Source organism: Bradyrhizobium sp. WBAH42 (assembly GCF_024585265.1).
In the GTDB taxonomy this organism is placed as follows: Bacteria; Pseudomonadota; Alphaproteobacteria; order Rhizobiales; family Xanthobacteraceae; genus Bradyrhizobium.
In genome coordinates, this window is the sequence record NZ_CP036533.1 from 7,767,387 (window position 1) to 7,793,737 (window position 26,351).

The following is a 26,351-nucleotide window of genomic DNA, read 5'->3' on the forward strand; positions in this document are numbered from 1 at the left end:
ACTTCCTCAAACAATCGCTTCGATGATAGGCGGGACCAATTGAGCACTGCTGAGGTCTTGATGGCGGCATATGTCGAGCCCGCAAAGAAAATTGTCCATCCACCTCGAAACAACCACTCCTGAACTTCCTCCAGGAATTCTCTATCCAGGCGATGCCGCCCCCATAATCGGCGCAACGTGAGATCAGAGAGACGTACGCGGCTAGTCGGCGTACCTTCCTGATTTCGAAGCTCAATCAGACGCAGCAGCAGGATTGCACACTCCTGTGCGGTCAGAAGCCGAGGCGTTAAGGGGGCTCTCATGTCCGACCATAACACATAAAAATGCGATTGACAGCATATTGAAGGGCCTGTAGAAACAAAAAGCCGATGCCGGGCTCGTCCTAGCATCGAAATTGCTCAATGGTCGGAAAGCGGACGAAGCAGGGTGTGCCGGTCCAATACCGGGCTCCATGTTAGACCTTTGATGCGCCTATTGCTGAATTCGTGGCAGCGCAGTCATGCGCGAGGCGCGTCAAAAAGCGATTCCGATCTGGGATTCAATCAATCGAGTAGCATCTAAGCTGCGCGAATGACGAAGTGCCGGCTGGCGTTTTGCTTACACAAAGTAAGGAGACGTGAGCCTATGTCCCAAGAACTGGTCGCTACACCGCACTCATACGATGAACTGCTAGACCGCCTTGACCATATCAAGGAGGAATACCGGCGGGTTGATCAGCGCTACCGGCTAGCTCTGTACCAGATGTTTGCGGACGCAATGAAGATTGCGCTGGCCATCGAGGCTGACCGCGAGCGCAAGGATCAGTTTCTGAAGAGCGTTGGACAAAAATCGGACGTCGTTTATGCCGCAATGATCTTCATCACGGACGCAAAGTCGGAGGAGGCTCGCAAGAAGGCCTCAAAAGCGGCCCGCGCTCTTCGGTACCTAGTCGAGCGAATGGGAGTTTCGGTCGACAATATCCCTGAAGCCCTACAGAAGCATGGCGGCATCCAGAAACTTGCTCAGCTGGCGGCTCTCAACGACCCACGCAGGAAATCACCGCCTATCGCCCCCGGATCCAATACTGCAGAGCAGGGCGAAGCGGATCATTCTGACGTAAGGCACCGGAAAGAGAGAAAACGCGTGTTTGACAGGCAGGTTCAGATTGCCCTGCCGCCAAAACTCAGAGCGAAATTAGATGATCTCGCCGACAGCACCGCGATCAAAATCATTGGTTTCGTTCGTGTCCCAGCCGGAGAGCGACCGACCATCGAGTTTCAAGACATCACCGCCTTGAGCGGCTCGAGCGTGCAGGAGGAGGACGAAGAGGACTGGGTGGACTGAAGTGTCATGCCGAGCTTCGCTTTAAGCGAAGCTCGGCAGCGCGCCATCGCGTTGACTAGGTCGCACGGATCAAATCCGGCGATCTTCACTCTCAGCCATCAATTCCGAGATCATCATGAAATTCAACTTCTATTCCGCTGATATCAACGAAGACTACGATCCCGCAAAACATCTAAGAAAGTTCGAGTCGCTGAATGAAACTCACGACCGGCGTCGTAGATTGGCGAGGGCTCTTCTCGAATTCGGAGAGCCTGGCCGCACGCTCGCCGAGCGTCTCAACGGATGTGGCTTAACCAAGTGCCGTTCAGCAGGCTGTCCAGTTTGCCTTCGCGCCTTTCGTCGCTGGTGGGGCTCAACGCTGGCCGAATACATGGCCCGTGACCCAGAGTTCTGGTTTACGGTAAGCGTTGTACCGCCAGATCTGTTCGACGTCGGGCATCTCGGCGGCTTTAACTATGACATGCTCAAAGATCGCGTACGTAAACAAATTGCCCGAGGCCCAATAAGCGAGCCTATAGTCCTGGGCGGGATCGATTACGATCTAAAGCACTTTGACGATGACCGGCCTCCCAGATGGTGCCCTCATCTCTACTTTCTTTTCAGCGGAGGAGGGATAGCTCCAATCGAAAGCACTTTCCGCCGTCACTACCCAAAGAGTGACGACGTGAAAAGACCGGTGGTCGTAAAGTCTCAGAAGACACTTCGCGAAGATTTGGTGTCAACCGCTACCTATACCATCAAGGCACGCTTCAAGAATCGAAGGCCATCTACGGATGACCGCGGTAACGCTGATACGGAAAACGACGAGTTGTCATTGCACCATCAGGCAGAACTCGCGATCCTTCTGCATAAACAAGGCTTCCTCGGTCGGATGATCCGCCACGGCAACGATTCAGCCTTTCCCGCACTGAAAGTGCGCTGAAAGAGCGCCCCTGCTAAGCCGGCATACAGGGTCTGACGGACTGGTCTACGACCTGAGCAAATTCAGGTCGTGGACACCGACCAGCCCTACTACCAGAGCGTGGTTGCGAGCAATACCCAGTCGCGGACGAGGTGGGAGTGACGGATTTGTCCGCCACTGAAATCGATGGTCTCGCCTATTGAACTTTTCTGAGAAGCGAAGGCCGGGGCTTCGTTGAGCTGCAGTGTATAATGTAAACTGTCATGTGCTTGTGAGCAGCAAACCGAGGATCATTGATCTATTCGAGCAAATAGCAACCGTCAGCACAGGCTCCGTGATCGTTCCTGCGGCATCTGAGTTTTGTGAAACTTCTTAGGTGTTGAGCGCCGGTGTCGGTACGGTGACTCTTCTGCGGAGGCGATTGGAGAGCAGCGGCAGAAGTATCAGGCGAACTTGTAAAGCAACCTTGTCCAGCCGCGCATTGCGGCCAACAAGGAGAAATTCAATGGACGTTAGGCTTGACGCTATAATCGCTGAAATCGCCCGAACTCTTGATGCCAGCCTACTAATGCACGATCCCGAGTTCGCGAATTTGCCGAGACCTCAAAGGATGCACCTCATAACGAGGTGCCTAGCAGCCCGCGGCATCGCCAGAGGCGAAAAGTACGGTGGGCGCAAGGTTCGAAAGTGGCGACCATCGAGTCAGCTGGGAAACAGTTTCGGCGTGAAGGATCACGGAATTCCGGACGAAGTAGAGCGTATCGAAGCGCCAGTAGCCATGTCGACGCTTGTCGATGGGTTTTCTGACCTCCTGCAGACGAACCATGAGCCGATCAATCAGGTGACCGATTACGTTCTTCGTCTCTTCGGGCTGCATGCGCTAGGATTACTTCAGTACCGCGGGAAAGATGATGGATTCTGTCAGTTCGATAGGTCAGAGAAGCGCATCGACGTGGTTGATGAGGCAGGGAACACCATGGACTTTGTCGACAAGTATCTGGCCTAGGGGCTGGCTAAGTTCGGCCGAGGGTTTGTCATTGCCGGTGCGGAAGTTCGAACTTCCGCACCGGCAATGTCCTCGGTGGCCAGCGTGCGGATGACGGTCCAGAAGCGCTCTCTAGGCAGCCGCGGGTGCCCAAGTCTTTTCCCTGGTATCCTCCACAGCAGGCTCGTGCGTTCAGCCAACCTAGTCGCACCGGCGTCGCGCACCCACAGATGTGAGGTGTCGGGGCTCGAAACCCGCCACCGCTGGACGGCATTCGCGATCTTGTAAATGCTCGTTGTGAATGCAGCCTCGATGCTGCGGCAAACCAACGGAGAAATGATCATGAGACGGTATCCTCGCCGGACTGAACAGGCATACCGAGCCCGAGCGATAAGAAAATGCCAACAAATGCACTCCGCACCTGATTCAGGAGCTTACTCAAGCTATTGCAGCTTGCGAGAGAAGTCCGCTGCTGCCCGATGAGATCGAGGAATTGTTCGATGTAATTGCAGAGGGTGAGAGTTTGAGGTTTGAGGCGCGAAAGATAAAGGACGACTTGCCATTCATTTTGCGGACGAGCTCGGCAGAAGGGTTAGCCGAGTTGACGGCAAGGCTATGGGAATGCGCTGGCCTCGCCCGAAAGCTGGCGAACCTCAGAGAAGACCTGCGGGTGGTGCTTCGGCACATCACAGAGTTTGACAAGGAACTCTCAAACCGCTGGACCGAACTTGTAAAGGATTCCACCGAAACCGTTGTTTCGGGCAGAGCGATGCTCTGAACCTTTGGAGATTCGTGATGGGTGAAAACTCTAAAATAGAATGGTGCGACCATACGTTCAATCCGTGGATCGGGTGCCAAAAAGTGTCGCCGGGCTGTGACAATTGCTATGCCGAAGCCATGATGGATCACCGCTACAAGAGGGTGCAATGGGGCGCACACGGCGAGCGCAAACGAACGTCAGAACAAAATTGGAAAAAGCCTATCCAGTGGAACGCGCAAGCCGGCACCGCTAAAAGGGCAAATGGCCATAGACCGCGGGTATTTTGCGCTTCGCTCGCTGACGTCTTCGACAATCAGGTTGATGCTTCGTGGCGCAAAGACTTGTTCGCTTTAATCCGCAAGTGCGACGCATTAGATTGGCTGGTGCTTACGAAGAGGCCGGAAAACATAGAAAAAATGCTGCCTTCCAATTGGCGTGATGGGTATCCCAACGTGTGGCTCGGAACAACGGCCGAAGATCAGGCGCGGTTTGATTTTCGGTGGAAGCGTCTAAAGAAAGTACCCGCGGCTATTCGCTTTATTTCTTACGAACCTGCTCTTGGGCCCGTGCGGCTGCCGACCAATGGGCTCTTGCCGGATTGGCTGATAGCTGGGGGAGAAAGCGGTCCGGGGGCCCGTTCAATGAGGCCGCACTGGGTTCGCGACGTTATCGCCGATTGCCGCCGCCTTGGTGTTGCGCCATTTCACAAACAGTGGGGATCTTACGACAACAATCCGCTTGTGGTGGAGAAAGGCCTGACAGCTCGTGAAGCACGAGCGATCGATACAGAGGGGAAGGGTGGCGGGCTGGTCGATGGTAAGCTCGTTCGTGAATTCCCAGATCGGAATAAAAGTCCTTAAGCGGATCTCGCGGGCGGCCTCGAAAGCGAATGGTGCCCAATGTTTATGTCTGCGGTCGCATCAGCGATACGCATTGAGGTCACGGACTACAACATGAGCCCGCTCCGGTGTCTACCTGGAGCGGGCGAGCGTCCGTAGCGCTCGCAGCTACGGGCACTCTGCGTGGATTGCCAAGGCCCCCTCGGCGCACAGCGTCTTCCACTCGCGCTTACTCTGCCGTGATCGTTTGGTCTCGCCGAGCAGCGAGCTATCAGATCCACCGCCGTTGCTCATTTGGCTCATTGCTAATATCCGTCTCAACATTAGCAATCGTTCGTAGCTGTTGGTGCGCTCCCAAATCATGTTTTTTGCGAATTGCCGGTCAAAAAAAGACTCAGTGCGAGGTTGTCGAAATAGCAGCGACGATGCTGGTTTTTTCCTGGAGGACAGCAATACGCGAAGCTTTCAAAATCAGTCTGTAGAGATCGTATCCAAGTCTCGGGATCAACAACTTCACTATCTTCCCGGTGCCGAGCACGTACCCCAGCGGCAGTTTTCTGGCCAGCGCGCACACCTCGGGGGGCTGCCGGATTAGAACCCGGCAGTTCATGTCAATGGCCGCGGAGACGATGCTGTCCCTTAGGACGGTGAACCGAGCACCACGAGGATTTCCATTCTCATCCAAACCGAGGACGTAGACCTGGTCTGCCTCCGGCGGTTCTCCTTTTTGGCCCATCATAACTCCCGGCAGAGGTGGTTGCAGCGACGAGGTATCTTTCATTCCCTCATCGGTGCGTAAAACTTTGAGTTAGAACTTTGGAGGCGGTACTGCAGCCCGTTGCTTGTCCAGGCGGGCATTTTGATCTTGGTCCAAAAAGCGAGGCTCGTTGATAGTGAGCACCCATGACGGAACAGGGGAGTTTGCGGATCGCGGTTCGCTAGAATACTGATTAAGCTCCATCGTTGAAGAGTTGCTGAGGTGCCAAATCCGGTTAAATGGCCGGGTATGAAATTGGGCAGAGATTATCCCGACGAGTTCTTGTGCCGGTGCGCCAGATGGAAAGATGTAAGATACGGCCGCCACCACGTTGGGCGACATGTTCTCTGTCAATCGGGCGACAAGCTGATTGCCCTTGATTGTACACTCTAGGATCGTCGGCTTGGGTGACGAAACGCTGCATCCTTTTTCAGCCATCGCCGCCTTTGCCACAGCTTCAGGCATACCGGTCGCAACTCCCAAAATTTCCCTTTTTGTAAAGGCATAAATGTCCGTCGAGTTTTTGTCCGCCCGAGTGAAGGTGGTCGTAACGTGCTTCCAGCTTTCGTAATCCTCCGGCCGAAGCAAAAGGAACGGCTGTGCGCCCAGGACGGCATACTTCAGGCTTTCAGCGGTGCGTCCTTGATCGTAGCTTGTTGCGGCGACCACCGGTTGACCGACAATCCTACCGTCTCGATCCAAGTCGAAACTGACAGCATAGTTAAGGTCGACCTGCGGGGCGGGAAACCAGTGCTGCATTATTTGCGCACGGATCACCGCTAGGGGGTCGGGCGCCGGAGTCTGTGCGAACGCCGATGAACACGCAAACATTGAGAGCAATACAATCCATTTCATCATTTGTGATCTCTGGTGTGAGTTACGGATTTGGCAGATGCGGGACCAGGTGAGCGCCCACGTCACCCTTCAACGGACGCGTAGATGAGGAATCCCGCAATCATGCTGGTGATCCACGGACCGCGTAGTAGGGGCGCTGCTTCAGGCGCTTCGCTCTCAGAAACAGGTAGGCCGGCGCGAGCAGCACGGCTGTTACTCGGGTTATCCGCGAGCCATAGCCCGCTTGCTGTAGTCTGCGATCATCGAGCCAGCCCAACAGAGCGTTGACCGCAAGGGGCGCTTGGTACGGCAGTCCTCTGCTCGGATGATACGGAAATCCAAGTGCCAACGAGCGAACGGCAGCGTCCTGATTGCTGGCGCTCACTACAGCCTCGATCACCCCTATAACGAGAGGCAAGAGGGCGAGTGTCCAGACGTAGCCATTGCCAATGTGTTTGGAGGAAATTGGAGGAGGCTCGGCTGCCACCAGATCACGAAGGTCGCTCTCTCGGAGAGGCTTCCATTCCGGCATTCCCTTTCGCCAGACCGAGGTGTCGCTCTCGATCTGCTTTCTATTCAAGAGATCCTTGATGGTGTCAGCAGTCATAGGGCCTCGCCGACCGCCGTTCACGACGTAGTACCACTCGTTCGGTGTAGGCGGGGTCGCGGCCCCGAGATCCGGCAGGGGCGGTGGTGCAGAGCGTTCTTTAGTCACTTTGGCTTTTCCTTTTTCTAGAGACGGTTTTTGGAAGTCGCTCTCGCTTTGACCCCGATTCTCGCAAATAGGGAATATAGTCCCTAGAGACTATATGCCCGATGGTGCTCCATCCGGCAATGCAGGATTGGCGCGTCATCGTTGGCAAGAATGTCCGGCGTATTCGCCAGCAGCGTCGAATGACCCAAGAGAAATTGGCGTTCGAAGCTGATCTGGACTTGACCTACATCGGCGGGATCGAGCGAGGGCGGCGTAACCCCAGCCTCTCGGCGATGGCTCGAATTGCTGAGGCTTTGTCGGTGCCGCTCGTCAAGCTCTTGAGCGAGCAGTGAAGATAATTTGGGTCGACACCGAGGACGCTAGTATTCGTCCGCCCTCATGATCGTGATTATCCGTTCGGTGACGGAGGGATCTGCCGGGTTGGGCGAATGGAAGGTAAGTGATTTATCGTAGTAATCGATTTTGAACGCGACCCGGGTGCCTTCGAATTCAAAGACCCCATAGTCGTGCTCTTGGTGGGGATCGTTGGCGTGGCAAAAGTCGTCGAACACCGCAATGGTTCTGACCAAACGTTTGACCGCCTCAGCACCTAGTTCCGCGATCCCCGTGGTGATCACGGCTCCGCCGCCGAGAAGGTGCTGCCGAAGTTCGTCGTTGAGCGCGCGAATGCGATCCGTGTCCGTCTGCATGGACATGGCTGTTTCTCCATCTCTGTATTGGTGGTTCTGCCTGGGTCGCTGTTGATCAGCGCCCGGCATGTTCGGGGTGCAAAAGCCCGGGCCGTAGCCCGAGCTTTGACCTGCGGCGTTTACGTAGGACCGGGATTCAAGAGGCCGACTTGGGCAATGTGACGGACGTATGTGCCTTTATCCGGATAGTCGCGAAGTCGAAGTGTCAAGACGTCTTTGTTCCGCTCGGTTACCAAGCAAGGCCACCAGCCATAGCCAGGATCATCGTCTTCAACGAGCACCAAGTGGCCCGCCTCGATGCTCTCCCAAGTTCGCGGCAGTCCAGCAGCAACAGCCTCGCCCGCAGCCTTCGCCTTTTCGGCGCTTTGCGATGGCGCAGGTTGGTGAATGTGGCTTTGGTCTCCCGGCGCCTCGAGCGCCGCCTTGAGCTTGCCCAGGAGATCTCGCCGGATAGGCGGCACGAATGCCTTGCCGCTTGCGTACAGCCTCCCCACGGGCAGCTTCATTCCGATCTCGGTGACCGCTGGCGAGGCCGGGTGCACGGATGCCAACTTCATTTGTGCCGCGGCGCTAACGACTTTCTCGCTGAACTCCGCAAACCGGGCGCCCCGTGGTTTGCCGTCCGCGTCAAGGCCGAAGACAAAGAGCTTATCTGGTCCGCTGGCGGTCTTTTTCTCTGGCTGCTTTCCCATGTTTCTCCTCCTCAAAAGCAGACGGGGCCCAATAGGGCCCCGTGGTCTGCGGTTCTAGCGATGTCGTGGCTTGGCCACGGTGGCGAGCCAGGTGCTCGCCGAGGCAACTTAATCACAGAACTAGTCTCCACTATAAATTGCAAAGTCGTTTTTAGACCTTGTAAAGCGAGTATAGATGAATCGTGCTGCGACCTCAAGAAAATATGTGCCGCAATGCCGATCTAAGTGACTGATTAAATGGTATTTTTTTGTGATTTTAGTGGTGTTCGGCTGCATCTTTGGTACAGGTGGCAATAGCCGATCTGGCAGGCTCGCCGGTCGTCAATTCTGTTGCCGTTGCACAGGTTCAGGCCGTCGCCTGCGCAAAACCGCCAGATTGCGTTCTGCACCCAACGTGCAAATCGCTTCGGAAATTCAGGATTCCATGCGCGTGCATCGATGCGGTCAGCGACGGTCCTTATGATTTCAGCGCAGCCGCTCGGGCCATAGCACGCAGCACCATAGGCGTGAGGGATGCCGCAGTCGTGCAGGATGCCGGTCCTAATGAGCCAATTATGGACTAAGGTATCCACGCTTATCATGGCTTTGCCGGTTTCGAACCAAATGGGCCGTTGCTTGCGCGCACCGATCAGGAGCGTCGATAGCGTCATCATCAAAATCTTGTCCGACACACCGTAGATGTTTCGAAGGGGACCAACCAAGGCTTCCTGCCGTGCGGCTTCCAGTTCGGACGTGGTCTCACCTTTCGCGCTGTCCAGCTGGCCGTCGATCCAGCGCACCAAGTCCCCGTCAGCGAGGTCGCGGACGAACAAGAAGAGCGAGTATGCGGTTTGGTTCAGTCGGCCGTTGCGGAGCTGCGGACTGGGCAGGGGGCAAGCATCTATGTGATCGGGCTCCGCGCAGGTGAAGCTGGTCTTGTCGTATCGGCAGCCCTCGAAATGCCAGTAGCTGCGCAGTTTTGGACAAGAAGGCGCATTCCTCTCGCTCGCTTCTATTGCCGACCACGATGCTGCGCCATGCTTGTTGATGTAGTCGCGCGCGACGCGGTCCGAGATCCCCTGAAAGCTAAAGGTCGTAACGAGCCAATCAAAAATCCGAGGCGTGTCGGCGAGGGCGACAGCTCGATTTAGACCCGCGTTACGAATCTCGTCGTCGATCTCGTCGAGGAACGACATGGATCCCGCTACAGCGCAGACGGTCCGGATCAAGCTTTCAGCTCGGCCCAGCGGATCGGAATTTTGCTTGGTAACGACTGATCTTGCGCTGGAGGGGTCCCTCGTTATGCGCCGTCTCGAGACGTTGGCAGCTAGATCAGGCAAACTAGCCTCCTTTGGGCATCCGAATCCCCGTCGATATAGCGCTGCGTCGTCTGGATTGACCGGTGACCTGCTAGCAGTTGAACATCTCGCAGCGAACCGCCTGCCTTGTGAACCGAGCGAGCCGCGCGCGTAATGAAAGTTCGACGGCCCGAGTGCGACGAACATCCCTCGAACCCGAGTTCCTCATAAGCGCGGCTAAACCAGACAACGATGCTCATCGGTGTCATTGCGCCGCCGCGCTCAGATCGAATGAGGGGGCCTTGCCCTCGAGACAGCTGCCGCGCCTCGATCAGAGTTTGCCGAAGCTCAGGATGAATTGGAATCGAGCGGCCGCTGCGCTTCTTGGCGATCTCGTCGCGAACTTCAAGAGTGCTGCCGACTTCGCCGCTTGGATCGAGCAGCATCGCCCACGTCAATTTGGCGATCTCGGCTGCGCGAAGACCTGCCTTGACCGAAAGCAAGACGATGAGGCGGTTGCGAAGTGGGTGGCGAGAGCGCGCGGCGAAAAACAAGAGATCGTCGATATGATCAGTCGAAAGTGTCTTAGCTTGCTTGCCGGCCATCGTACTTAAACCAGTTACAGCAAGATTCTAGACAATCAGGCTCTGCGTGCAAGAGAAAATCTAGCGTGTCTGTGACTGATAGAGTGTCAAGATTTCCTTATCAGTCCGTAGCTGCAGTGCGCTCCGCCTGCCTAAGATTATGTGCAAAGTGCGCCGCACGGCGTGCACAGACTGCTGGCGGCAACGTAGTCGCTTATGGCGACTGCAAATTGCAGTTCAACCACTTCAGAAATAGCCGCGAGATTGTCTGCGCCAAAGACGGAAAATGAACTTGTAAAGGATGGGACCGTGACCGTTGTCACGGGCAGAGCACCGAGCTGTGACCTGCCTGTATCTGGGCAGGCAAGAAATCGAGGAGAGAACTATGAAAGACAAAAAGGTAGAAATCGAGCTTGATCAATGCGTGCAAGAGCGAAAGGAAATATTCGGCGTCACGTCCGCTCTTGTCGTAGAGTATCCGGGCACGCGCTCCGGAAGTCGACTTTGCGACTACAAGCTGACCCTCTACGAACCCGATCAAAAGGAAAAAAAGAAAGAGACGCGTGGGTACCGCGAGATGAGACGAAGTCGAGGAAAGTTCGTTCCGCCAATCCCGCATGGTGCGCTTAGAGACGAATTGATCATACTGGCGGGCGCGGAAATGAGTGCTTCCGATGTTGTGCACACCCTTCGAAATTTCGCGGACCAAATAGAAGAACACGGCTTATGGATCGGAAAGTACCGAGGTGACTACATTGTTGAAACGACCGACCGCGCGCTAACGGTCGGATAGTTCAGCCGAGCGTCGAGAGCCTTCTCCCTGGGGCAGGCCGTCAAGCCTGCCCCTCTATAGTTTTCTTCAGAGAGCTGTGTTTGGAGAAATGGGGCACGTCGCTCGACTGATAAGGAAATCAGAATTTCCTTATTAGTCGATGGAGTTTGACGATGCCGTTGTAGATGGGCGTCGAGGGTCCTGACAAATCATGGCAACAGCACCGAGCTTGCACTGTTCGGGCGATGCGAAAGCAATCTTGTAAAATAATCCGCTGTGATCGTCGTTGCAGCGGTGGCCGACTTACTCGGCCGAAGGAAATCGCAAATGAAAAGCTCTAAGAAGCCGACTTATCTGAAACTAGTACAGGGCGGCAAAGCCGACGCCTCCAAGGCGGCAAAGTCGCTCACCCATAAAGACATAAAAGAGCTCCTGGCTAGATTCGCGGAAGCCGTTTTGGTGGATCAAGAACGGGTGAACAAGCTCCCCCGGAAAAAACTTCACTCGCTTTACGATCATGGCATGTGGAAAAGGAATCGCGAAGGCCATGTTAGTGCTATTGTAGACCTATCCATGACCGTGGACCGCTTGACAAAGCGCCTGTTGAACGAGCTGGCCGAGATGGCGATGGCTTACGATCCCGAAACCGTCAAGACGACGTTCTTGAATCAGGTCAGTGATCTGGCAACAGGAGCTGCATCCCCATGGCTTTACGACACGGCACCTTTGTTCTTCAGGGAAATGATCAAGGACGTTAATCGGCGAGGAAGGCCGGTTGCCTTTCCGAAAGGACGCGCGACAGAACAGATGTTGAAGTGGTTTGATTATGACGATCCAATCGGAATCGGCAGAGATCCCGAGTGTGACTACTCTGACATATTAGCTGCGCACATTAAGCGCGAATCCGAGGAGACAAAGCGGGCGCTAGCTTTCCGTGCTAGACACAAATTCATCCGGATGCGAGTCGCTGAAGAATTATTCGATTATCTCGAGCCGCAGTTGCGGGACTTGTAGATTTGGGCGCCTATAAGAAGCGCAGCTAAGTGGGCCGTGTGCTGGAGATAAGCTCCAGCCCACGGTCTGCCTCATCTGACGCAGCAGCGCTTGCGTGCAAATAATCTGTGCGGCTGATAAGGAAATGAGAGTTTGCTTATCAGTTATACCGGTGGGCGACGTTTATGCGCACTAGCTATTACCAAATTGACATCGTCGCGAGCCTCTGTTCCACGACGTGCGACCGCCATGGATGGGGTGTCCGTCCTCCTTCTGCAATTAGAGCGCGCTCAGTCAATTCTGGTGTCCAAGCTGTCCCCAGCTCGGCGCTCAGTGCTTCAACGAGTTGACAAAATGCCTCGTAATCCTGGCCGGTATTCAGGTTGCTGACGAATGAATCGGCGCGCAGCACCGGTTTGTTTTTCTTGAGCTTCCACGTGAGATGTTGGTCGAGCTTGACGACCTGGCGGCCAGTAAGAAGGTTGATTGCGCAGCCAAGCCACTGGTCCATAATGTAGCCTTTGGCGACACGGGAGGAGGCGGCGGGCGCTAAGAAGTAAATTAGTTTGGTAAAGTACGCAGGTCCCATCCCGACAATTGCAGAGTTGCCACTAGATCTCAGTGCGGCGAACGCGTCATATGACTCAGACCGACTAAGTTCGTCGTCACGAATCCGATTAGCAATGCTGATCCATGGCTCTAAAGGCCGCTCGAACAGAAGATCGCGATTTTTGCCATGCATACCTCCCCAGGCAAGTACGCTAATGCACAGTTCAAGCGTTCCAACGCTACGATCTGTTGCCATGGCTAGAAGTTCGGGCCGGTTTGTTGTTGGACGCAGTGGTCCAACTCTCATAGTCAGTTGACGCGGATCGATGTCTTTGAACCAGCGCTCGGGGCTTCGTCCCTCATTTTCTTCTGGCAAAGCTAAGGTCGGGGGCGCTGGAAAGCATGATTTAAATTTTGATAGGTGCTCGGAAATAAACATTTTCGTGCTCGATTGCTTGCAACTTGAAAGATCACTGAGGGCGTCTTGGCAAGATCCAGTGTTTGGCCGGAGAAGATCGAGAGCCTGCTAGTTCTTGGCTGATGAGCTTCTCATGGCGTCATTGGTTTCGCCAGTAAGTACGCACCCGCTGAGCGTTGGCGGCTGTCCCAGTTTCTTGGAATATTCTCCCATATGCCCAAAGCCCCCAAGGACTTCGGTGTTTCGAACCGTTTGTTGAAATAGTCCATCATCTAGGAAATGACTAAACTGGCACAAAGCCCGGATTGAGCGTATTGAAATTCTTCCGCGTCAGAACCGCCTCGCGATATTCCGGCACCTTGAGATCGACATCGATGAGCTCGTGGATGACGCCGCCATGCAACAGGCGTAGCACTTCGCTCAAGGCTAGCGTCGCCGCGGCGGCGCCGACGAACGGCGCGCCGATGGCCTTCCCGGCGAGCAGGGTGACGCCGCAGCGATCGAGTGCACCGCTCGCGAGCATGCCCTTGTATGCAGGCCGGTCTTCGACCTGATCGTCGGCCTGCGCACCGCGCCAGATCTGCGACGCCGGGCGGGAGGCCGGCAAGGTGTGCAGCCGGATCGCACGAAAGTCGCGATGTCCCCGGCCCAGTCCAGCTTCCACAACGAAATCGAATCCAACCTGATCGAGCGCCTGGCGGCCGGCGCCGTTGTCGAGCCCGCACAAGGCGACGGCGGGCTCATCATCCTGGCGCCGGAACGACGCGTCGAACAGCCGTTCATGAATAGCCGTCGTAAATCCCCGTCGCTCGGCCCAGGCGGCCATGGCGCGGGTCTTCTTGACGTTGATCAGCGCGGCGTCGCTCAAGATCGACGTACTTTCGGTCGAAGGCGTGATGATGTCGATGTCCTGCAGGATCAGGCTCAAGTCTTGCGGCCGGGCGAAGGGCAGCAGCCCGAGCGCCCAAAGATAGGCCTGGCCCAAATGCCCAAGGCCGATGAGCCACAACCGTGCAGGCAGAAGTGACAGGGCCGGCTCGTTTCCGGCGTCTGCAAGCCAGTCACTCGCGGGCGATGGATCCCATAGTGACAAGCCTACCATGCGTCGCCCGGCGATGCCGACATGGCCGGACACATGAAGAAAGGCTTCGTTTACGGCGAGCGCGGCGGCGAGCATCGGCGCGAGCGCCATGATGGGCGCAGGCGCGGGCGCCGCCTCGGCCGGCGCCGGAACGATCCCGCCGCGCCAACCGGCGAATACGGCACGGACATGGAAGGGCGCGCACCGCGCGGACGGCGTGCCGCCGATTTCGATCACCGGCGTGCCGACCGCCGGTTCGGCGATGCTGCCTCCAAGGGCCGCGACCGCTTCGGCCAGCGTGGCACCTAACGGAAGCGGGGCGATCAACGGAGTGTCCGGCAGAGGCCACACGCTTACGCCGCCCAGAAAGACGCGCCGCGCGAGCGCGACGGCGGTCAGGAGCGTGACTTGATGATGACGGTCACGGGCAGCGTTCTCGCCGATGCGCAGTGCAAGGCGGTATCCGGCGAAGAGCGCTTCGGCCTCGGCGATGCTCGCCGCGGTGCCGCTGTCGAGCGCGTGTTTGACCAGGCGGTGCAGCTTATCGGCGGCGGTGAATGCAGTCATGGCGGCCTCACAATCCGATGTGGAAGAAGATGCGGCGGGCCGCATCCGGCACGGTCTGCCAGCGCTTGCCGCCGAGGTAGCTGTAGATGCCGACCGACTCCGTCCGTACGGGCGGCCGGGCGAAGTCAGGCAGGATGAATGCGATGTGCCCCGCGCGCGAGATCATCGGGTGATCGCGATCGGAGCTGCTCTGCCCCGCGCCGCCAGGATGCACGTGCACGTCGGCAACGACGCTCATGCCGCGCTGCTTGCAGATGTCCCAGAGCGTCCCGAAATGCCGGCCGTCGAAATGCACGATGCCGGTGTCGAGCGCGTGCGGGTCGAGATCGTCGTACAGGATGAAATCGTTGATACGGGCCCGGCCGTCCGCCCGGTAGCCGAGCAGGAACGCGCCGCTTTCGCGGGTCGAGTTCCGGCCGCGCTCACGCAGCTTCGCGCACAGGCGACGCCACAAGAACCATGAGCAGGAGATCTCATGCCGCGGTGCCCAAAGGCGTGCAATAGTCTGCGCAATTGAGAAGTTCATGTACAAGCTCCAGGTATTGGTTGATGCCGGCGGCCGGCCGCCAGATTTTCGAGGGCAGTTCGTTCCGCCAGTTGTCGTGGCCGGCGATACTCTCGCGGTCGCAGGGCAGGTACAGCGCGGTGCCGCCTTTCCAGTCGAGGCGGAACACGGTGCCGAGCCGCCCGCCCTTGCTGCGCGGCCAGCGAGCGGCGGGCAGGACCGTGTTCTTGTCGGGATCCCACGGCCCGCCGGTCGGCGGCTGCTGCGGGTAGCCGGCGCAGTTGAAGCGGAGAACATAAGCGCGGCCATCGGCCGCGGTGACGGCGATCAACACGTGCGGCCAGGCGATGCCGATCAAGCGCCAGCGGCCTTCCGCCTGGGCGAGGCGGAAGGTGGCCTTTCCGACGTCGGCGCGGAACGCCCGCTCATCCGGGAGACTCATCACGCCGCTCCCTAGCCGTTGACGCGCTCGTTGGGGACGAGATCGAAAGCGATCTTGCACGCCGGGCAGGATGCGATCGTGCCCAAATGCGTGCCCGGATCCGGCCGGTCCTTGGTGCCGGCGATCTGGAGCACGTGCTCGCCCGCCTCCTGCGGCGTCATGCCGAACTTCTTCTCGGCCGCCCAGGTTTTCACCCGCGTCACGGTCGTGCCGGGTCCGAAGCCGTGGTGCACGGTCTCGCCGTTGAAGGTGACTGCTACTTCCACCTGGCGGCAGCGGTGCAGGTGGGCCTTGATGCCGGAATGGCCGGCATGGTCGCCGACGAGGCAGCTCTCATCGACCGGCTCGTCGCGGTCTTCGAGGTAGATCAGGGTCTCCTTGGCGAGACCGTGCTTCTCGATGATTGCGATCTTGATGGCGGCGAAGCTGTGCTCCGGGTTGGCTTCGAAATGCGCGATCTCGCGGATTCCTTCGCCCTGGTAGAAGACGTCGATTGAAGTCATGTGCAGCACTCCTTGTTGGGATCAGGAGTGCGGCCCCTTTGCCATTCTCCGTCCCTTCAAGAGGTGATCGAAAAAACAGGGGATACCCGGAAAGGCGGAGCGCGACTTTTTCTAAGATAGGTCGAGTGGCCCTTTGGGCGCGGCGGGACAGATGAAGAAGTGAGGACAGCGCGGGCAGATGACCGGATTGATCTCGGTCGGGAAGTTCCCTGCGTTGATGCCGGAGAGCATTCCTTCCGTCTTGTCGCGCCGGTTGCCGAATTTCTCGTCGCTGATCTCCACGAACTCCATCACGCCGTCGGTCAGGTGCAAGGCCTCGACCACGAACCCGTCCTTGAAGTGCACCTCACCGGCCAGCCGGTAGAGCGTGTACTCAAGCCCGTCATACTCTTCCTTGGTCCGGTAACCGGTGCGCACGCGCCGCAAGACGACCTTACCGTCGAGCATTTCGGCGCGCTCATTCGGTTCGACAACGACGCGGCCATTCGGGAAGTCAATCGCAAGCGGCTCCGATTTCTGGAATCGCCGCCCGGCGCCGGAGCGCACCAACGCGCCGACCAGGCGCGAGGCGAGCTGCCGGTAGTCGGCGGCGAAGGCGTGGTCTTTCGGACCCCGGTCTTGCCAGATGGACTCGAAGGCCGCCTCTGCGTCGGTTTCGGCGGGATCGCCTTCAAGACGTGCCCGCGACATCCAGCGGATCAGTTCGTAAAGGCAATCATGCGTTCGGGCGAAGGCCGTTGCCTTGCGGGCGCCGCCAAGTCCGAGCACATGCGTGTAAAAGAACCGGCGCGGGCATTTCTGATAGAGTTCAAGGCGCCGATCGGAGAGGATCCAATCCGGTCCGAAGGTGATTTCGATGGGCTGCGGCCTCGGCGCATCGGGCGGCAAGGGGATGGTCGGCGGAGACGCCGTTTCCTTTACCAGGCGCAACAGTGGCTTGGTGAGAAGCTTGGACGCTGAGCGCTTGTCGCCATTGTCGTAAAAGCGCGTCTGGTAGAGCCGCAAATGCGTGCGTGCGCGCGACATTGCCACGAAGAAGAGACACTCTTCCTCCATCGCGTGCGAGCGTTTGGCGTCGTCCGAAACGCTGCCTTCCGCGCCCGCGATGAGTCCTACCGGAGGCGGGCAGCGTTGACCTGTGTAAGAGGCCGGAAAGCTGCGCGTCGCAAGGCCTGGTACATGCACTGCCTCGAACTCAAGGCCCTTGCTGCCGTGAACCGTCATCAACCGGACCGCATCCATGTGCAGGGCAGGGGCCGGTACTTGGCGCAGGTCGCGCTCTTCTGCGAGTAGCACAAGCTGGCGGACCCGATCGAGGGCGCGCTGAATTGGAAGGCCGAACCCGACTGGGCTGTGGTCGCGCAAGAAGTTCAGGAATTGCCAGACGGCAACATTGCGCATCCGCGCCGGGACGGTTGCGGCGCCAGCCATGATGCGGCCGATGTCGGTGCGATCGAGCAGATAGGCCGTTAGGAAATCCCACGGTTGGCTTTGCGGTACGAGCCCCTGTAGCTCGGCCGCGAGCCGCCGGAATCCGTCGGTGCCCTCCTTGGAGAGGCCCGGCAAATTGCCGAGTTCGGCGAGACGCTCCACCGAGCGCTTTCGCTCATCGCGCAGAACCGCAAGGGCAAGATAAATGTCCTGAAGCGGAACGCCGTATCGCGACAGGGCTCCCACGCGAATGAGCGCATCGCCGAACGGATCCACCGCAAGACTCATGAGCGCCAAGAGGTCGCGGATTTCATCGCGTTCGAACAGGCTTCCCAGATGCAGGACGGGAATGTTGCGCGCTTCGAGGGCGGCGGCGATCTCATTGAGGCGCCGGTTGGAGCGGCATAGGACCGCCTGGTCGCGCAGCCGCACACCCTTGCCCTGCAATTCCTGGATGGCGGCGGCAATACCTTCCTCTTCATCCTCGTCGCGATCGAACTTGCGCAGGTCGAGCCCTTCCGGGCCCGTGCCGCGGTCAGGGGTGAGCTTGAGCGCCAGCATGCCATTGGACGCGCCCATGTCCTGCGCGAAGATCGTGAACGCATCGATGACCTGCTGGGTCGAGCGGTAGCTAATCCGGAGCTGATCGATGCCAGCGGTTGGAAACTCGGCCTTGAACCCCACCATGTTGGCAGAGGATGCACCACGGAAGCGGTAGATCGACTGCCGCGCGTCGCCGACGACCCACAGGCGCTTCCCGTCTCCCGCAATGGCTTTCACCAGGCGCACGCTTGCGCGGTTCACGTCCTGGTATTCATCGACGAGGACATGGCGGTGGCGCAATTGAATGGCGGCTTGAATCGCCTTGTTGCTTTCGAGAAGCCGCGTCGGCCACATGATCAGGTCGCCGAAGTCCACGGCCTTGTGATCGGCCTTGGCCCGCTCGTACCGCTCATAGACGGCGGCAATCTCAAGGCACTTGCGCGCGGCGATTTGCTTTTCCTCGTCGTCGCCCGCCTCTTCTTCCATCGTCTTGGCGAGCGCGAGATAGCCCTTATCGTCGTAGAGTTCATCCTTAGCGCGGGAGATACCGCTCAATATTTCCTTGAGAATCAAAGCCGGATCCCAAAGATTGCGGTAATGAACCAGCGGCAGGGTCGGCAGGATTTCTTCCAGCACCGCAATCGCGTCGCTGCGATCGAACAGCGCAGGGTCCGGCGGAAGCTCGAACTCCTCATAGTAGCGGCGAACGAGATCGAGCCCGAACGCGTGGAATGTCCCGATCCAAATCTTCGAAGCCTTGTCCGGCGCAGCCGCACTGACCCGTTCGGCCAATTCGCCGGCAGCGCGGTTCGAGAAGGTCAGGACGAGGATGGACGCAGGATCGACGCCCTCCTCAAGCAGGGAAAGAATGCGCTTGACGAGCGTCTTCGTCTTGCCCGTTCCCGGACCGGCTTGGAGCTGAAACGGCGTGCCGCGATGCGCCGCCGCGCGGTCTTGCGCGGGATCCGGCCGGGACGGGCGGGCGAGCGGGCTGTCCGAGTCTTCATCCGCGGGGGGAGGCGGCAGAAGTACCACGTCGAGGATTTGCTGGCGCACGAGCGGCACCGGCAAATCAAGCTGCTTTGCGATATCGGATGCCGTGAGGGCTTGGTCGACGAACATCCGCCGCGCGAGCGATTTGGGGAAAAGAAACGCCCGCGCGAACACGTTGGCTTGCAGCTCGCGGCGCTCGCGCGCGCCGTAGTCTTCGACCCGCTGCAAGCCCACCGGCGCCGCTTCCATCGACCGCGACGGGTCCACGTCTTCGGCGCTGCAGGCGGCGGAGCCCGCATGGATGCATTCGTGCCCGATCTCGTGCGCGATGACGAGCGCGCGCTGAGAGTCGTTCCCGACATCTTCGGCGAATATCGTGCCGCTCTGATCGTCGAAGACGGCGCGAGCGCCCTTAAGCGCCGGATCGCCCGTCGGAAGCCACGTTAAACCAAGCTCAAGATGCTTGATGGCGGCGTCGACGAGTTCCATGGGCTTCTTGAGCGTCCCATCCCCCGCGACCTCGCGGTGGAGGTCTTCCGCAGCCTTCCGGATGGGTTCGAACGAATCCATTATCTAGTCCCGAAACGACAGCAGCTTGCGTTGCTGATCTTCGCTTAATCCGGATGTCTTCACCGCTTCCTCGAAACTTTGCCTGGCCGTAGCGGCAGGCTTTCCTTCCGCTTTGTAAAGCTGGCGGCCGGCGGAGACGGACTCTTGTGGCGCATAGAGATGCGCCGCCATGGCGTCTGCGTCTTCATCCATCTCCTGCGCGAGGTGCCGGCAATAGGCTCTTGGAATCGACATAGGCTCTATCGTCCGATCCCGCAGCTTCGACAGGAAGGCGCTGTTCACGTCGAGCTGGGATGCGAGCGCGCGAAATCCCTGCCGGTCGAGCGCTGCGAAAGGATTTTCCACGGAAGCCGTCGCGGCGCGCGCGGGCGGGGTCGCCGCACGCGCCTGCCGGCGTTCATAGAGCTGGTTTTCGAACTGGCTCATGACACGCGACACCACGGCGCTGATCGCCTCGGCATCGGCGGGGACATCTTCCTCGTCGCTCCGGTGCATCAGCGAGTCAATGGCAAGCTCGATGGCGAATTCGGTGAGCGCGTCGGCATACTGCGGATAGCGGCGCGCGAAATCGTCGAGCAGGTCGGCGTCCGGAACAGCCTTCGCCAGCGACATGGCGTACATGGCGTCTCGCAGGGACGTTTGGGTGGCGGCGGTGATCATAGGTCCTCCTTCAAAGTCTTGAGCTGCTTGTCGGCGCGGCTCAGCCGGTTGCGCACGGTGCGGCCTTCCACGTCTAGAATCCTGGCGGCCTCTTTCTCTTCATGGCCGATGATACGGCGCAGGACGACGGATGCCTTTTGGTCGGCAGGCAGGCGGTCCAGGGCGGCGATGACCTCGGGCAGATAGAGGGCATCTTCTTGCGAGGGACCAATGCTGGCCATCCGGGACAGCCGCGCCAGCATCTCGTCATCGAGGGCCGGCTCATCCTGGCCATCGCCGCTTTCGGGCAGATCGGTCAGCTCCTTGCGCTCAGAGAGCGCCTTGCGCACATGGTCGATCCGAAGGAAACGCAACGCCCGCAGGAATCGGCATTCATAAAAGTCCAGTTCATCCTCGTGGCCTTCCGTGCCGTCTTGCGTGAACATCATCGCGAGTTCGCTCAAGATATCGTGCCGCACCGACTCGGCGTCGCGCATCCGATTGTCCGGAACCGTGCGCTCGAGATTGGCCTCGGCCCGCTTGAGGAGCTGCGGCATCAGCACCCTCGCGCTGCGGTCCTCGCCGCGGCGGATGGCGTCCCGGAGAAGATGAACGAGGCATTCCGACGGCAGGAAGTCGCCGGACTGCGGATTCGTCTCTCGCGCGCGCCGGGAAAGGGTGGCCCAATCCTGGGTCAGCGCGATGTCGATCTTCCTTTCGATGCCCGGCGGGCGGGCCAGGCTCTTCTTCATCAATGGACGTGCCATTTCGCCCCCTCTCAGCAGCGGCTTCACTGGGCGTCCAATTCGTTCGGCCCACCCTTCAAGAGGTGATCGAAAAAACAGGGGGTACCCGGAAAGCTTAACCCGAAATTTTTACGCCATCTTTATCAAGCAATATCAATATGTTATGTGGAGCTATAACGTAAATTAAGGGAAATAACCGGGTATCCGAGGCCGTTAGGCGGCCTCCGAACGTGCCTGCGGCGGGCTAGCGGCCACCGCCAGCGTTACGCCGCTGATCGGCGCGCCCAAGGCCTTTCGCGCGACCTCCAGCAGGTGCTCGTGGTGCGTGAAGAACAGGACTTGCGTCTTCTTGGCGAGTTCGCCCAGGACGCGGAAGCCTGCGCCCGCGCGCTTGTCGTCGAAGTTGATGAACAGATCGTCCGCGATGAACGGCATGGGCTCGGCGTGGCCGAGATAATCCTCGATCGCGGCGATCCGCAGCGCGAGGTAGAGCTGGTCCGCGGTGCCGGTGCTCATGCCCGCGACCGGAACCCGCCGGCCGTCGTGTCGCTGGCCGGCGAGCTGCATGTTGTCGTGCTCGTCGAATTCGAGCTGCAGCGCTTGGAATGACCCGCAGGTGAGGATGGCGAACAGCTCGCCTGCGCGCTTGAGCATCGGCGCTTGCTTCTCCCGGCGGTACCGATCGATCGCCCATTGCAGCAACACGATGGCTGATCGCAGCCGGACATACTGCTCGGCGATCTCGGTCATCTCGGCGAGCGCCGCCTGGCGATCGGCGGCGTCCCTCGCCGCACGGTCTTCACCGCCGATCCCGTCGAAGGCTTGGCGGGCGGTATTGCGGGCTTCGCGCGCTTCCATCAGGCGGTTGCGCAATTCCTGCACCTCGTCGGTGAGCGTCTGGTATTTGGCGGCGATGGCATCGGGATCTGTGCCCGCGCACTCGGCGGCCAGTTCCGCGACGGAAAGACCGTCGCCATCCTGGGTCAGCGCGTCCGTGAGCCGATCCAGCTCGGCGCTGAGTTTACGCTTCTCATCGGAGCGCTGAATCGCGATCCGCAAGTCGTCGGTCGAAGCGACGCCAGCCTTCTGCTGGAGATGCGCGATGGTTTCGCGCGCTTCACGGTTCGATTCCCGGCACGTATCGATCTTCTCTTGCAAGCCGGCGATCTCGGAATCCTTCGCGCCCTTGAGGTCCCGCGCTCGCGCCGCCTCTGCGCACAGGCGATCAAGCTGCAACACGGCTTCTTCGGGATCCGTGCCGCCCAGATGCGGAGCGATGGCTTGCGCCAAAGCAGCCACGTCGGCCTCGAACGCCTTCACGTCGCGCTCGATTTTTTCGATGCGCTCATGGCGAAGATCGTTGATGCGGACCGCCGCCTCGCGCATGTCGTCGATGGCGTTGATCTGCGCTTCGGCGGTCTCCGGCGTCGCCGCGGTGGAGAGCTGCAACACGTCCAAGGCGGCCTGCCAAGCGCTCGTCCACTCCGCCCACTCGGCCTCGGCCTTCTCCAGATCCTTGCGCTTGCGTGCGAGCGCGCCCATCGCTTTGCGATGCGCGTCGTCAAGATCGCGCGACGTCTTGGCGGCATGTTCGTGCCGGCGCTCCTGCGCCGCCGCCGTTTCGATAACGAGGTGGAGCGGCTGGGCAGCTAGCGAGGCCGTGGATGCGCCCAGCGCTTCCAGTTCGGCCAAGACGAGACGCTTGCTCTCGCCCGCACGCTGTTGCCATGCGGCTGTATGACGCTCGGCCACCGAAAGCCGCGCGTTCGCGTCCAGGATTTCCGCTCGCGCGCGCAACCACTCGATCATCACATCGGGATCTTGCGGAGCCATGGAGCTGGCGGACCACAGCGCGGCCCAGCCGGCCTCCAGGGCTGTGCTCTCTTGCGCGAGCGCCCGGTCTTCCTGGCCCAAGGATTCCAGCAGGTCGTCCTGCTCGCTGATCTGGCGGCCAATGACCGCTAGCTGCGCGGCGGCATCAGCGTGCTCGAAGCGCTGATCCGCTGCCGAGTCCGCGCCGCGCATGGCGGCCTCGAAGTCCTGCGCCAGCGCATCGGGCTGGCCGAAGGCCGCGATCTCGTCTTCGGCAACCGGAACCCCTTCGACATGGCGGCGCCGGATGATCGACCAGCCGGTGTCACGTCGGCAGCGCAAGCGTTCAAGCTCGTCAGCGGTCACGACCTGTTCGTCGGCAACAATGCGCTCAAGCGCTTTCCGGCGGCGCATACGCTCCTGTTCGGCATTGCGGATCTGCTCGCGGCAGGTCCGCTGCCGGTGCTCCAGGCTGCGGCAAGCATCGCGATGGGCTTCAACCGAAGCCAGCGGGGGAACGGGCATTGCTTCCAGGACGACGGCATCGGCGACGGCGGGCCGCATGGCTTTCAGCAAGCGTGCAATTGAGGTCCGCGCCTCCTGCTCCTCGCGCTTCGAATTCGCAACCTGGCCGGCGATGTCGCCAAGTTCGCGCGTGGCCTTGATGATAGCCGCGAGCTTGGAGATATCCATCACTGCCCCATGCGCTTCGATGTCGGCTGCTATCTCGCCGAGCTTGTCCTCGGCTTCGGCCACAGCGCTCTTGGCATTCTCCACCGCCCCGGATTGCGCCCCACGGCGGTTGAGCAAGCCGCGCAGGACCGCAACCTTAGCCTTGGCAGGGATGCGCGCGATCAATTGATCGATGTCTCCGCTCCATTCAAGCTCGCCCGCCAGGCGAACGAGCGTGGCCTCCGCCGCGGCCAGTTCCGCCCGCCGCTTGGGCAAATCGGCTTTTCCGGCGCGAACCTGGATGCGGCGATCACGGAGCTGCGCGATGTCTTCGGTGCGTGCCAGCAAGACATCGTCGAAGGTTAGGGCTGCGCATTCCGTCTCAAGCGCCGCGATCTGCTCGCTCAAGGCCGCGATGCGCGTCGTGGCGGCCGCTTCGTCCGCGGCAGCCTTCTCCAAAATTTTGGAGGCCTCGGCATCAAACGGGATGACCTCGCGCAGCGCATCGATAGCGCTTTGAGTCTCGCCGCGCTTGCGCACGTCGCGGTGCACCCGCCGGATTCGGCCGAGCTTGCCCAACTCCGCTGACTTGATCTCGATTTCGCCTTCGATGACGCCGTAAGCGTCGATAGCCGTCTCGAACGCGCTCTTGAGCGCTTGCCACTTGGTGGTCGTCACCACATCGTCGCGCATCGCGGCCTCGGCGGCCTTGAAGCGTTCTTCTGCCTGGAAATACCTCCGGTGCGCCGCGCGGCGTGAGGCCCAAAGCGCGTCGGCTTCCGCCTCCATGGACTTGAGCGTCTCGCGCAGGCCGGTGATTCCGGCGCTCGCCGAAAACAGCATCTGCCCGACATCGTCCTGCGCCTGCAGGATGTCTTTGCCGCCTTGGCGCAGGCGATCGTGATCGAGGCTGAACATGCGCGTGTAAAAGCGGCGATCGGCCCCGGCCAGAAACGGGGCGAGCGCCCCCTCGCCCGAAGGGATGGGCGTGTCGTCGCCGGCCAGCAGCGTGTCCTTGTTGCCTTTGCGGCGGCGCAGTTTGAGCGTGTCGGCCCCCTTCTCCAGGAGCGCGCCCAGCCGCATGGCGTTGTACTCGTGCAGGAAGTTGCGGGGCGAGTTCGCCGGAATGCCGAAGAGCAGGTCTTCAACCCCGTTCATCGCCGTGGATTTTCCGGCTTCATTCTCGCCAAGCAGCATCTGAAAGTCCGGCTTGCCAGCCGCCAGAGGGATGATGGCGTCCGTGAAATGACCGTATCGAAGGAGATCGAGCTGCCGGATGCGCATGGTTACACCTTCTCCGTTGCGAGACGTGCGCTGAGATACGCGCCGCCATGGGCGATCAAGTTTGCGATGTTGCCGTCGATGGCCGCTTTGAGCACGGCGTCGTCGGCATTCGCCCGGATGTCGTGCGGCAGTTTGCGGATGAGATCGCCCAACTCCGTTGCGATACGGGCTTGCAGCTCGGTGTCGCTGCCAGCGCTCTCGATGATGCGCTGCAGATCGCCCAACGCGTCCTTTCGCGAGGCCGAGGCTTCCGGGCTTACGGTCGCAACGATGAGACGTTCGATCCAGGCGACTTCGTCGCCCAAACCCAAAGCTGCTGCCCTTGCCTCCGCAAGAAGGTGATCCGCCGACGCAAGCAGTTCGCCATGCAATCCCGTCGCTCCCGTCACTTCAATTCTGCACGCGAGCAGACGCCCTTGCGCGTCGCGCTCGACGGCCTCTTCGATGGCTTGCCTGATGCGGTCGACAGCGTCGGCAATCCCGCCGCACTGTTCAACCGGAACCTGCAAAAAGCTCCAGCGCACGCAATCAACATGGAGTGGCGCAATCTCCACGACCTGACTGTCCTCGACCGTAACCAGCGAAGCGCCTTTCGCGCCAGTTTCGCGGATGTGGCGGCCTTGCAGATTGCCGCAGAAGATGACATGCGGTTGCTCGTGGAGGACGGCAGCTTGGTGCACATGCGCGAGCGCCCAATAGTCGTAGCCCTTGTTGATCAGGTCTTCGATGGAGCACGGCGCATAGTTTGCGTGTCCCGGCATGCCGCCCAAGGAGGTATGCAAAACGCCTATGTTGAAGCAACTGGCGACCGGTGGCGGATAAGCAGGAACCAGATTGCCTGTGATGTCACGCTGCCGGAAGCTCTGGCCATGCAGGGCGACGTTGAGATGCGGCAGCCGGAAGGTCTCGGGTTTGCGTGCCGAAAAAACGCTGACATTGGCCGGCAACGTGAGCTTGCGAGTGATCTGGCTTTCGGCGTCGTGATTGCCGTGGAGCAGGAAGACGGGAATCTTGGCCTGTGACAGGCGACCCATCTGTTTTACGAAGAAGAGTCCGGTCTGGTAGTCGCGCCAGTCGCCGTCGTAGAGGCCGCCGGCAATGACGACGAAATCGACCTCGTCCTCGATAGCCCGGCTGATGAGGTTCTCGAAGGCGGTGCGCGTGGCTGTGCGAATTCGGTCGGCTGCCGCGCCTTGCTGTCCGGCCAGTCCTTTCAAGGGGCTATCGAGATGGATGTCTCCCGTATGGATGAAGCGAAATGACAGCAAGACAATCTCCTTCCGATCAAACTACGCGGGCGATCGCAGTGCCGTGGCGGCTTCCGACCCTCGTCCCTACCGGGTGATCGAAACCCGATGGGGTCACCCGGAAAGGCCGGGCAGAAAAATTTGCAAGACTTATCAAATATCGAACATAACGTGAACTAGATAGTCACTGAACTATCGATATCCACAATGTGTTGTGGGCGGTCGCGA

The 26,351-nt window shown here is 59.5% G+C and carries 25 protein-coding genes; 8 read left to right on the forward strand and 17 right to left on the reverse strand.

All coding sequences use genetic code 11. The features are described 5' to 3' along the window. Nucleotides 1–624 precede the first annotated feature (624 nt). From DCG74_RS36425 to DCG74_RS36445, 5 genes are all read left to right on the forward strand, one after another. Entirely contained in the window at nucleotides 625–1,323 is a 699-nt protein-coding gene (locus DCG74_RS36425; RefSeq protein WP_172787547.1) for a hypothetical protein, read from the forward strand. 115 nt (nucleotides 1,324–1,438) lie between these two features. Further along, nucleotides 1,439–2,245 (forward strand): hypothetical protein, encoded by an 807-nt coding sequence (locus DCG74_RS36430; protein ID WP_172787548.1) that lies wholly within the window; start codon nucleotides 1,439–1,441, stop codon nucleotides 2,243–2,245. A gap of 484 nt (nucleotides 2,246–2,729) precedes the next feature. Continuing rightward, nucleotides 2,730–3,230 carry a hypothetical protein gene (locus DCG74_RS36435; protein WP_172787549.1) on the forward strand — a complete coding sequence of 167 codons (501 nt, stop codon included), beginning with the start codon at nucleotides 2,730–2,732 and terminating at the stop codon, nucleotides 3,228–3,230. A 472-nt stretch (nucleotides 3,231–3,702) separates the two neighbouring features. Further along, nucleotides 3,703–3,987: a hypothetical protein gene (locus tag DCG74_RS36440; protein WP_172787550.1), complete on the forward strand. Its 285-nt coding sequence runs from the start codon at nucleotides 3,703–3,705 to the stop codon at nucleotides 3,985–3,987. 17 nt (nucleotides 3,988–4,004) lie between these two features. Further along, nucleotides 4,005–4,829: a DUF5131 family protein gene (locus DCG74_RS36445; protein WP_172787551.1), complete on the forward strand. Its 825-nt coding sequence runs from the start codon at nucleotides 4,005–4,007 to the stop codon at nucleotides 4,827–4,829. A 373-nt stretch (nucleotides 4,830–5,202) separates the two neighbouring features. On the opposite strand, the gene DCG74_RS36450 is transcribed toward DCG74_RS36445, so the two are convergent. The 3 genes from DCG74_RS36450 to DCG74_RS36460 all read right to left on the reverse strand — a co-directional run bounded on the left by DCG74_RS36450 (nucleotide 5,203) and on the right by DCG74_RS36460 (nucleotide 7,114). Continuing rightward, on the reverse strand, nucleotides 5,203–5,589 hold the full coding sequence (locus DCG74_RS36450) for a hypothetical protein (RefSeq protein ID WP_172787552.1): 387 nt from the start codon (nucleotides 5,587–5,589) through the stop codon (nucleotides 5,203–5,205). A gap of 27 nt (nucleotides 5,590–5,616) precedes the next feature. Then, nucleotides 5,617–6,423 (reverse strand): hypothetical protein, encoded by an 807-nt coding sequence (locus tag DCG74_RS36455; RefSeq protein ID WP_172787553.1) that lies wholly within the window; start codon nucleotides 6,421–6,423, stop codon nucleotides 5,617–5,619. A gap of 97 nt (nucleotides 6,424–6,520) precedes the next feature. Beyond that, entirely contained in the window at nucleotides 6,521–7,114 is a 594-nt protein-coding gene (locus DCG74_RS36460; protein ID WP_306557985.1) for a DUF4339 domain-containing protein, read from the reverse strand. A 101-nt stretch (nucleotides 7,115–7,215) separates the two neighbouring features. On the opposite strand from DCG74_RS36460, the gene DCG74_RS36465 reads away from it, so the two are divergent. Beyond that, a complete protein-coding gene (locus DCG74_RS36465; protein WP_172787555.1) occupies nucleotides 7,216–7,446 on the forward strand; it encodes a helix-turn-helix domain-containing protein in 231 nt (76 codons plus the stop codon). Nucleotides 7,447–7,473: 27 nt separating this feature from the next. Here DCG74_RS36465 and DCG74_RS36470 read toward each other — a convergent pair whose 3' ends face one another. From DCG74_RS36470 to DCG74_RS36485, 4 genes are all read right to left on the reverse strand, one after another. Beyond that, a complete protein-coding gene (locus tag DCG74_RS36470) occupies nucleotides 7,474–7,809 on the reverse strand; it encodes a DUF3768 domain-containing protein (protein ID WP_246708911.1) in 336 nt (111 codons plus the stop codon). Nucleotides 7,810–7,922: 113 nt separating this feature from the next. Further along, nucleotides 7,923–8,495: a hypothetical protein gene (locus DCG74_RS36475; RefSeq protein ID WP_172787556.1), complete on the reverse strand. Its 573-nt coding sequence runs from the start codon at nucleotides 8,493–8,495 to the stop codon at nucleotides 7,923–7,925. A gap of 233 nt (nucleotides 8,496–8,728) precedes the next feature. Then, nucleotides 8,729–9,670 (reverse strand): hypothetical protein, encoded by a 942-nt coding sequence (locus DCG74_RS36480; RefSeq protein WP_172787557.1) that lies wholly within the window; start codon nucleotides 9,668–9,670, stop codon nucleotides 8,729–8,731. Nucleotides 9,671–9,801: 131 nt separating this feature from the next. Continuing rightward, nucleotides 9,802–10,377 carry a site-specific integrase gene (locus DCG74_RS36485; RefSeq protein ID WP_172787558.1) on the reverse strand — a complete coding sequence of 192 codons (576 nt, stop codon included), beginning with the start codon at nucleotides 10,375–10,377 and terminating at the stop codon, nucleotides 9,802–9,804. Nucleotides 10,378–10,741: 364 nt separating this feature from the next. Between DCG74_RS36485 and DCG74_RS36490 the strand changes: the two genes are divergently transcribed. Further along, nucleotides 10,742–11,149: a hypothetical protein gene (locus DCG74_RS36490; protein WP_172787559.1), complete on the forward strand. Its 408-nt coding sequence runs from the start codon at nucleotides 10,742–10,744 to the stop codon at nucleotides 11,147–11,149. A 306-nt stretch (nucleotides 11,150–11,455) separates the two neighbouring features. Next, nucleotides 11,456–12,142 (forward strand): hypothetical protein, encoded by a 687-nt coding sequence (locus DCG74_RS36495; RefSeq protein WP_172787560.1) that lies wholly within the window; start codon nucleotides 11,456–11,458, stop codon nucleotides 12,140–12,142. A gap of 178 nt (nucleotides 12,143–12,320) precedes the next feature. On the opposite strand, the gene DCG74_RS36500 is transcribed toward DCG74_RS36495, so the two are convergent. From DCG74_RS36500 to DCG74_RS36545, 10 genes are all read right to left on the reverse strand, one after another. Then, the gene (locus tag DCG74_RS36500; RefSeq protein WP_172787561.1) at nucleotides 12,321–13,109 is read right to left on the reverse strand and encodes a hypothetical protein; all 789 of its coding nucleotides are present in this window, start codon (nucleotides 13,107–13,109) and stop codon (nucleotides 12,321–12,323) included. 262 nt (nucleotides 13,110–13,371) lie between these two features. Next, nucleotides 13,372–14,736, reverse strand: coding sequence for a thiamine biosynthesis protein ThiF (locus tag DCG74_RS36505; RefSeq protein WP_172787562.1), 1,365 nt, complete (start codon nucleotides 14,734–14,736; stop codon nucleotides 13,372–13,374). A gap of 7 nt (nucleotides 14,737–14,743) precedes the next feature. Then, a complete protein-coding gene (locus DCG74_RS36510) occupies nucleotides 14,744–15,262 on the reverse strand; it encodes a hypothetical protein (RefSeq protein WP_172787563.1) in 519 nt (172 codons plus the stop codon). Beyond that, nucleotides 15,210–15,683, reverse strand: coding sequence for a hypothetical protein (locus DCG74_RS36515; RefSeq protein WP_172787564.1), 474 nt, complete (start codon nucleotides 15,681–15,683; stop codon nucleotides 15,210–15,212). Before DCG74_RS36515 ends, DCG74_RS36510 begins: the two co-directional genes overlap by 53 nt. An 11-nt stretch (nucleotides 15,684–15,694) precedes the next feature. Further along, nucleotides 15,695–16,186 carry a hypothetical protein gene (locus tag DCG74_RS36520; protein WP_172787565.1) on the reverse strand — a complete coding sequence of 164 codons (492 nt, stop codon included), beginning with the start codon at nucleotides 16,184–16,186 and terminating at the stop codon, nucleotides 15,695–15,697. A gap of 111 nt (nucleotides 16,187–16,297) precedes the next feature. Beyond that, nucleotides 16,298–19,723, reverse strand: coding sequence for an ATP-dependent helicase (locus tag DCG74_RS36525; protein ID WP_172787566.1), 3,426 nt, complete (start codon nucleotides 19,721–19,723; stop codon nucleotides 16,298–16,300). A 3-nt stretch (nucleotides 19,724–19,726) separates the two neighbouring features. Beyond that, on the reverse strand, nucleotides 19,727–20,383 hold the full coding sequence (locus DCG74_RS36530) for a hypothetical protein (RefSeq protein WP_172787567.1): 657 nt from the start codon (nucleotides 20,381–20,383) through the stop codon (nucleotides 19,727–19,729). Beyond that, nucleotides 20,380–21,156 carry an RNA polymerase sigma factor gene (locus DCG74_RS36535; protein WP_172787568.1) on the reverse strand — a complete coding sequence of 259 codons (777 nt, stop codon included), beginning with the start codon at nucleotides 21,154–21,156 and terminating at the stop codon, nucleotides 20,380–20,382. The genes DCG74_RS36530 and DCG74_RS36535 overlap by 4 nt, the downstream gene beginning before the upstream one ends. 165 nt (nucleotides 21,157–21,321) lie before the next feature. After that, nucleotides 21,322–24,876, reverse strand: coding sequence for a YhaN family protein (locus tag DCG74_RS36540; RefSeq protein ID WP_172787569.1), 3,555 nt, complete (start codon nucleotides 24,874–24,876; stop codon nucleotides 21,322–21,324). A 2-nt stretch (nucleotides 24,877–24,878) separates the two neighbouring features. Continuing rightward, the gene (locus tag DCG74_RS36545) at nucleotides 24,879–26,144 is read right to left on the reverse strand and encodes a DNA repair exonuclease (protein WP_172787570.1); all 1,266 of its coding nucleotides are present in this window, start codon (nucleotides 26,142–26,144) and stop codon (nucleotides 24,879–24,881) included. Between the last annotated feature and the right edge of the window lie 207 nt (nucleotides 26,145–26,351).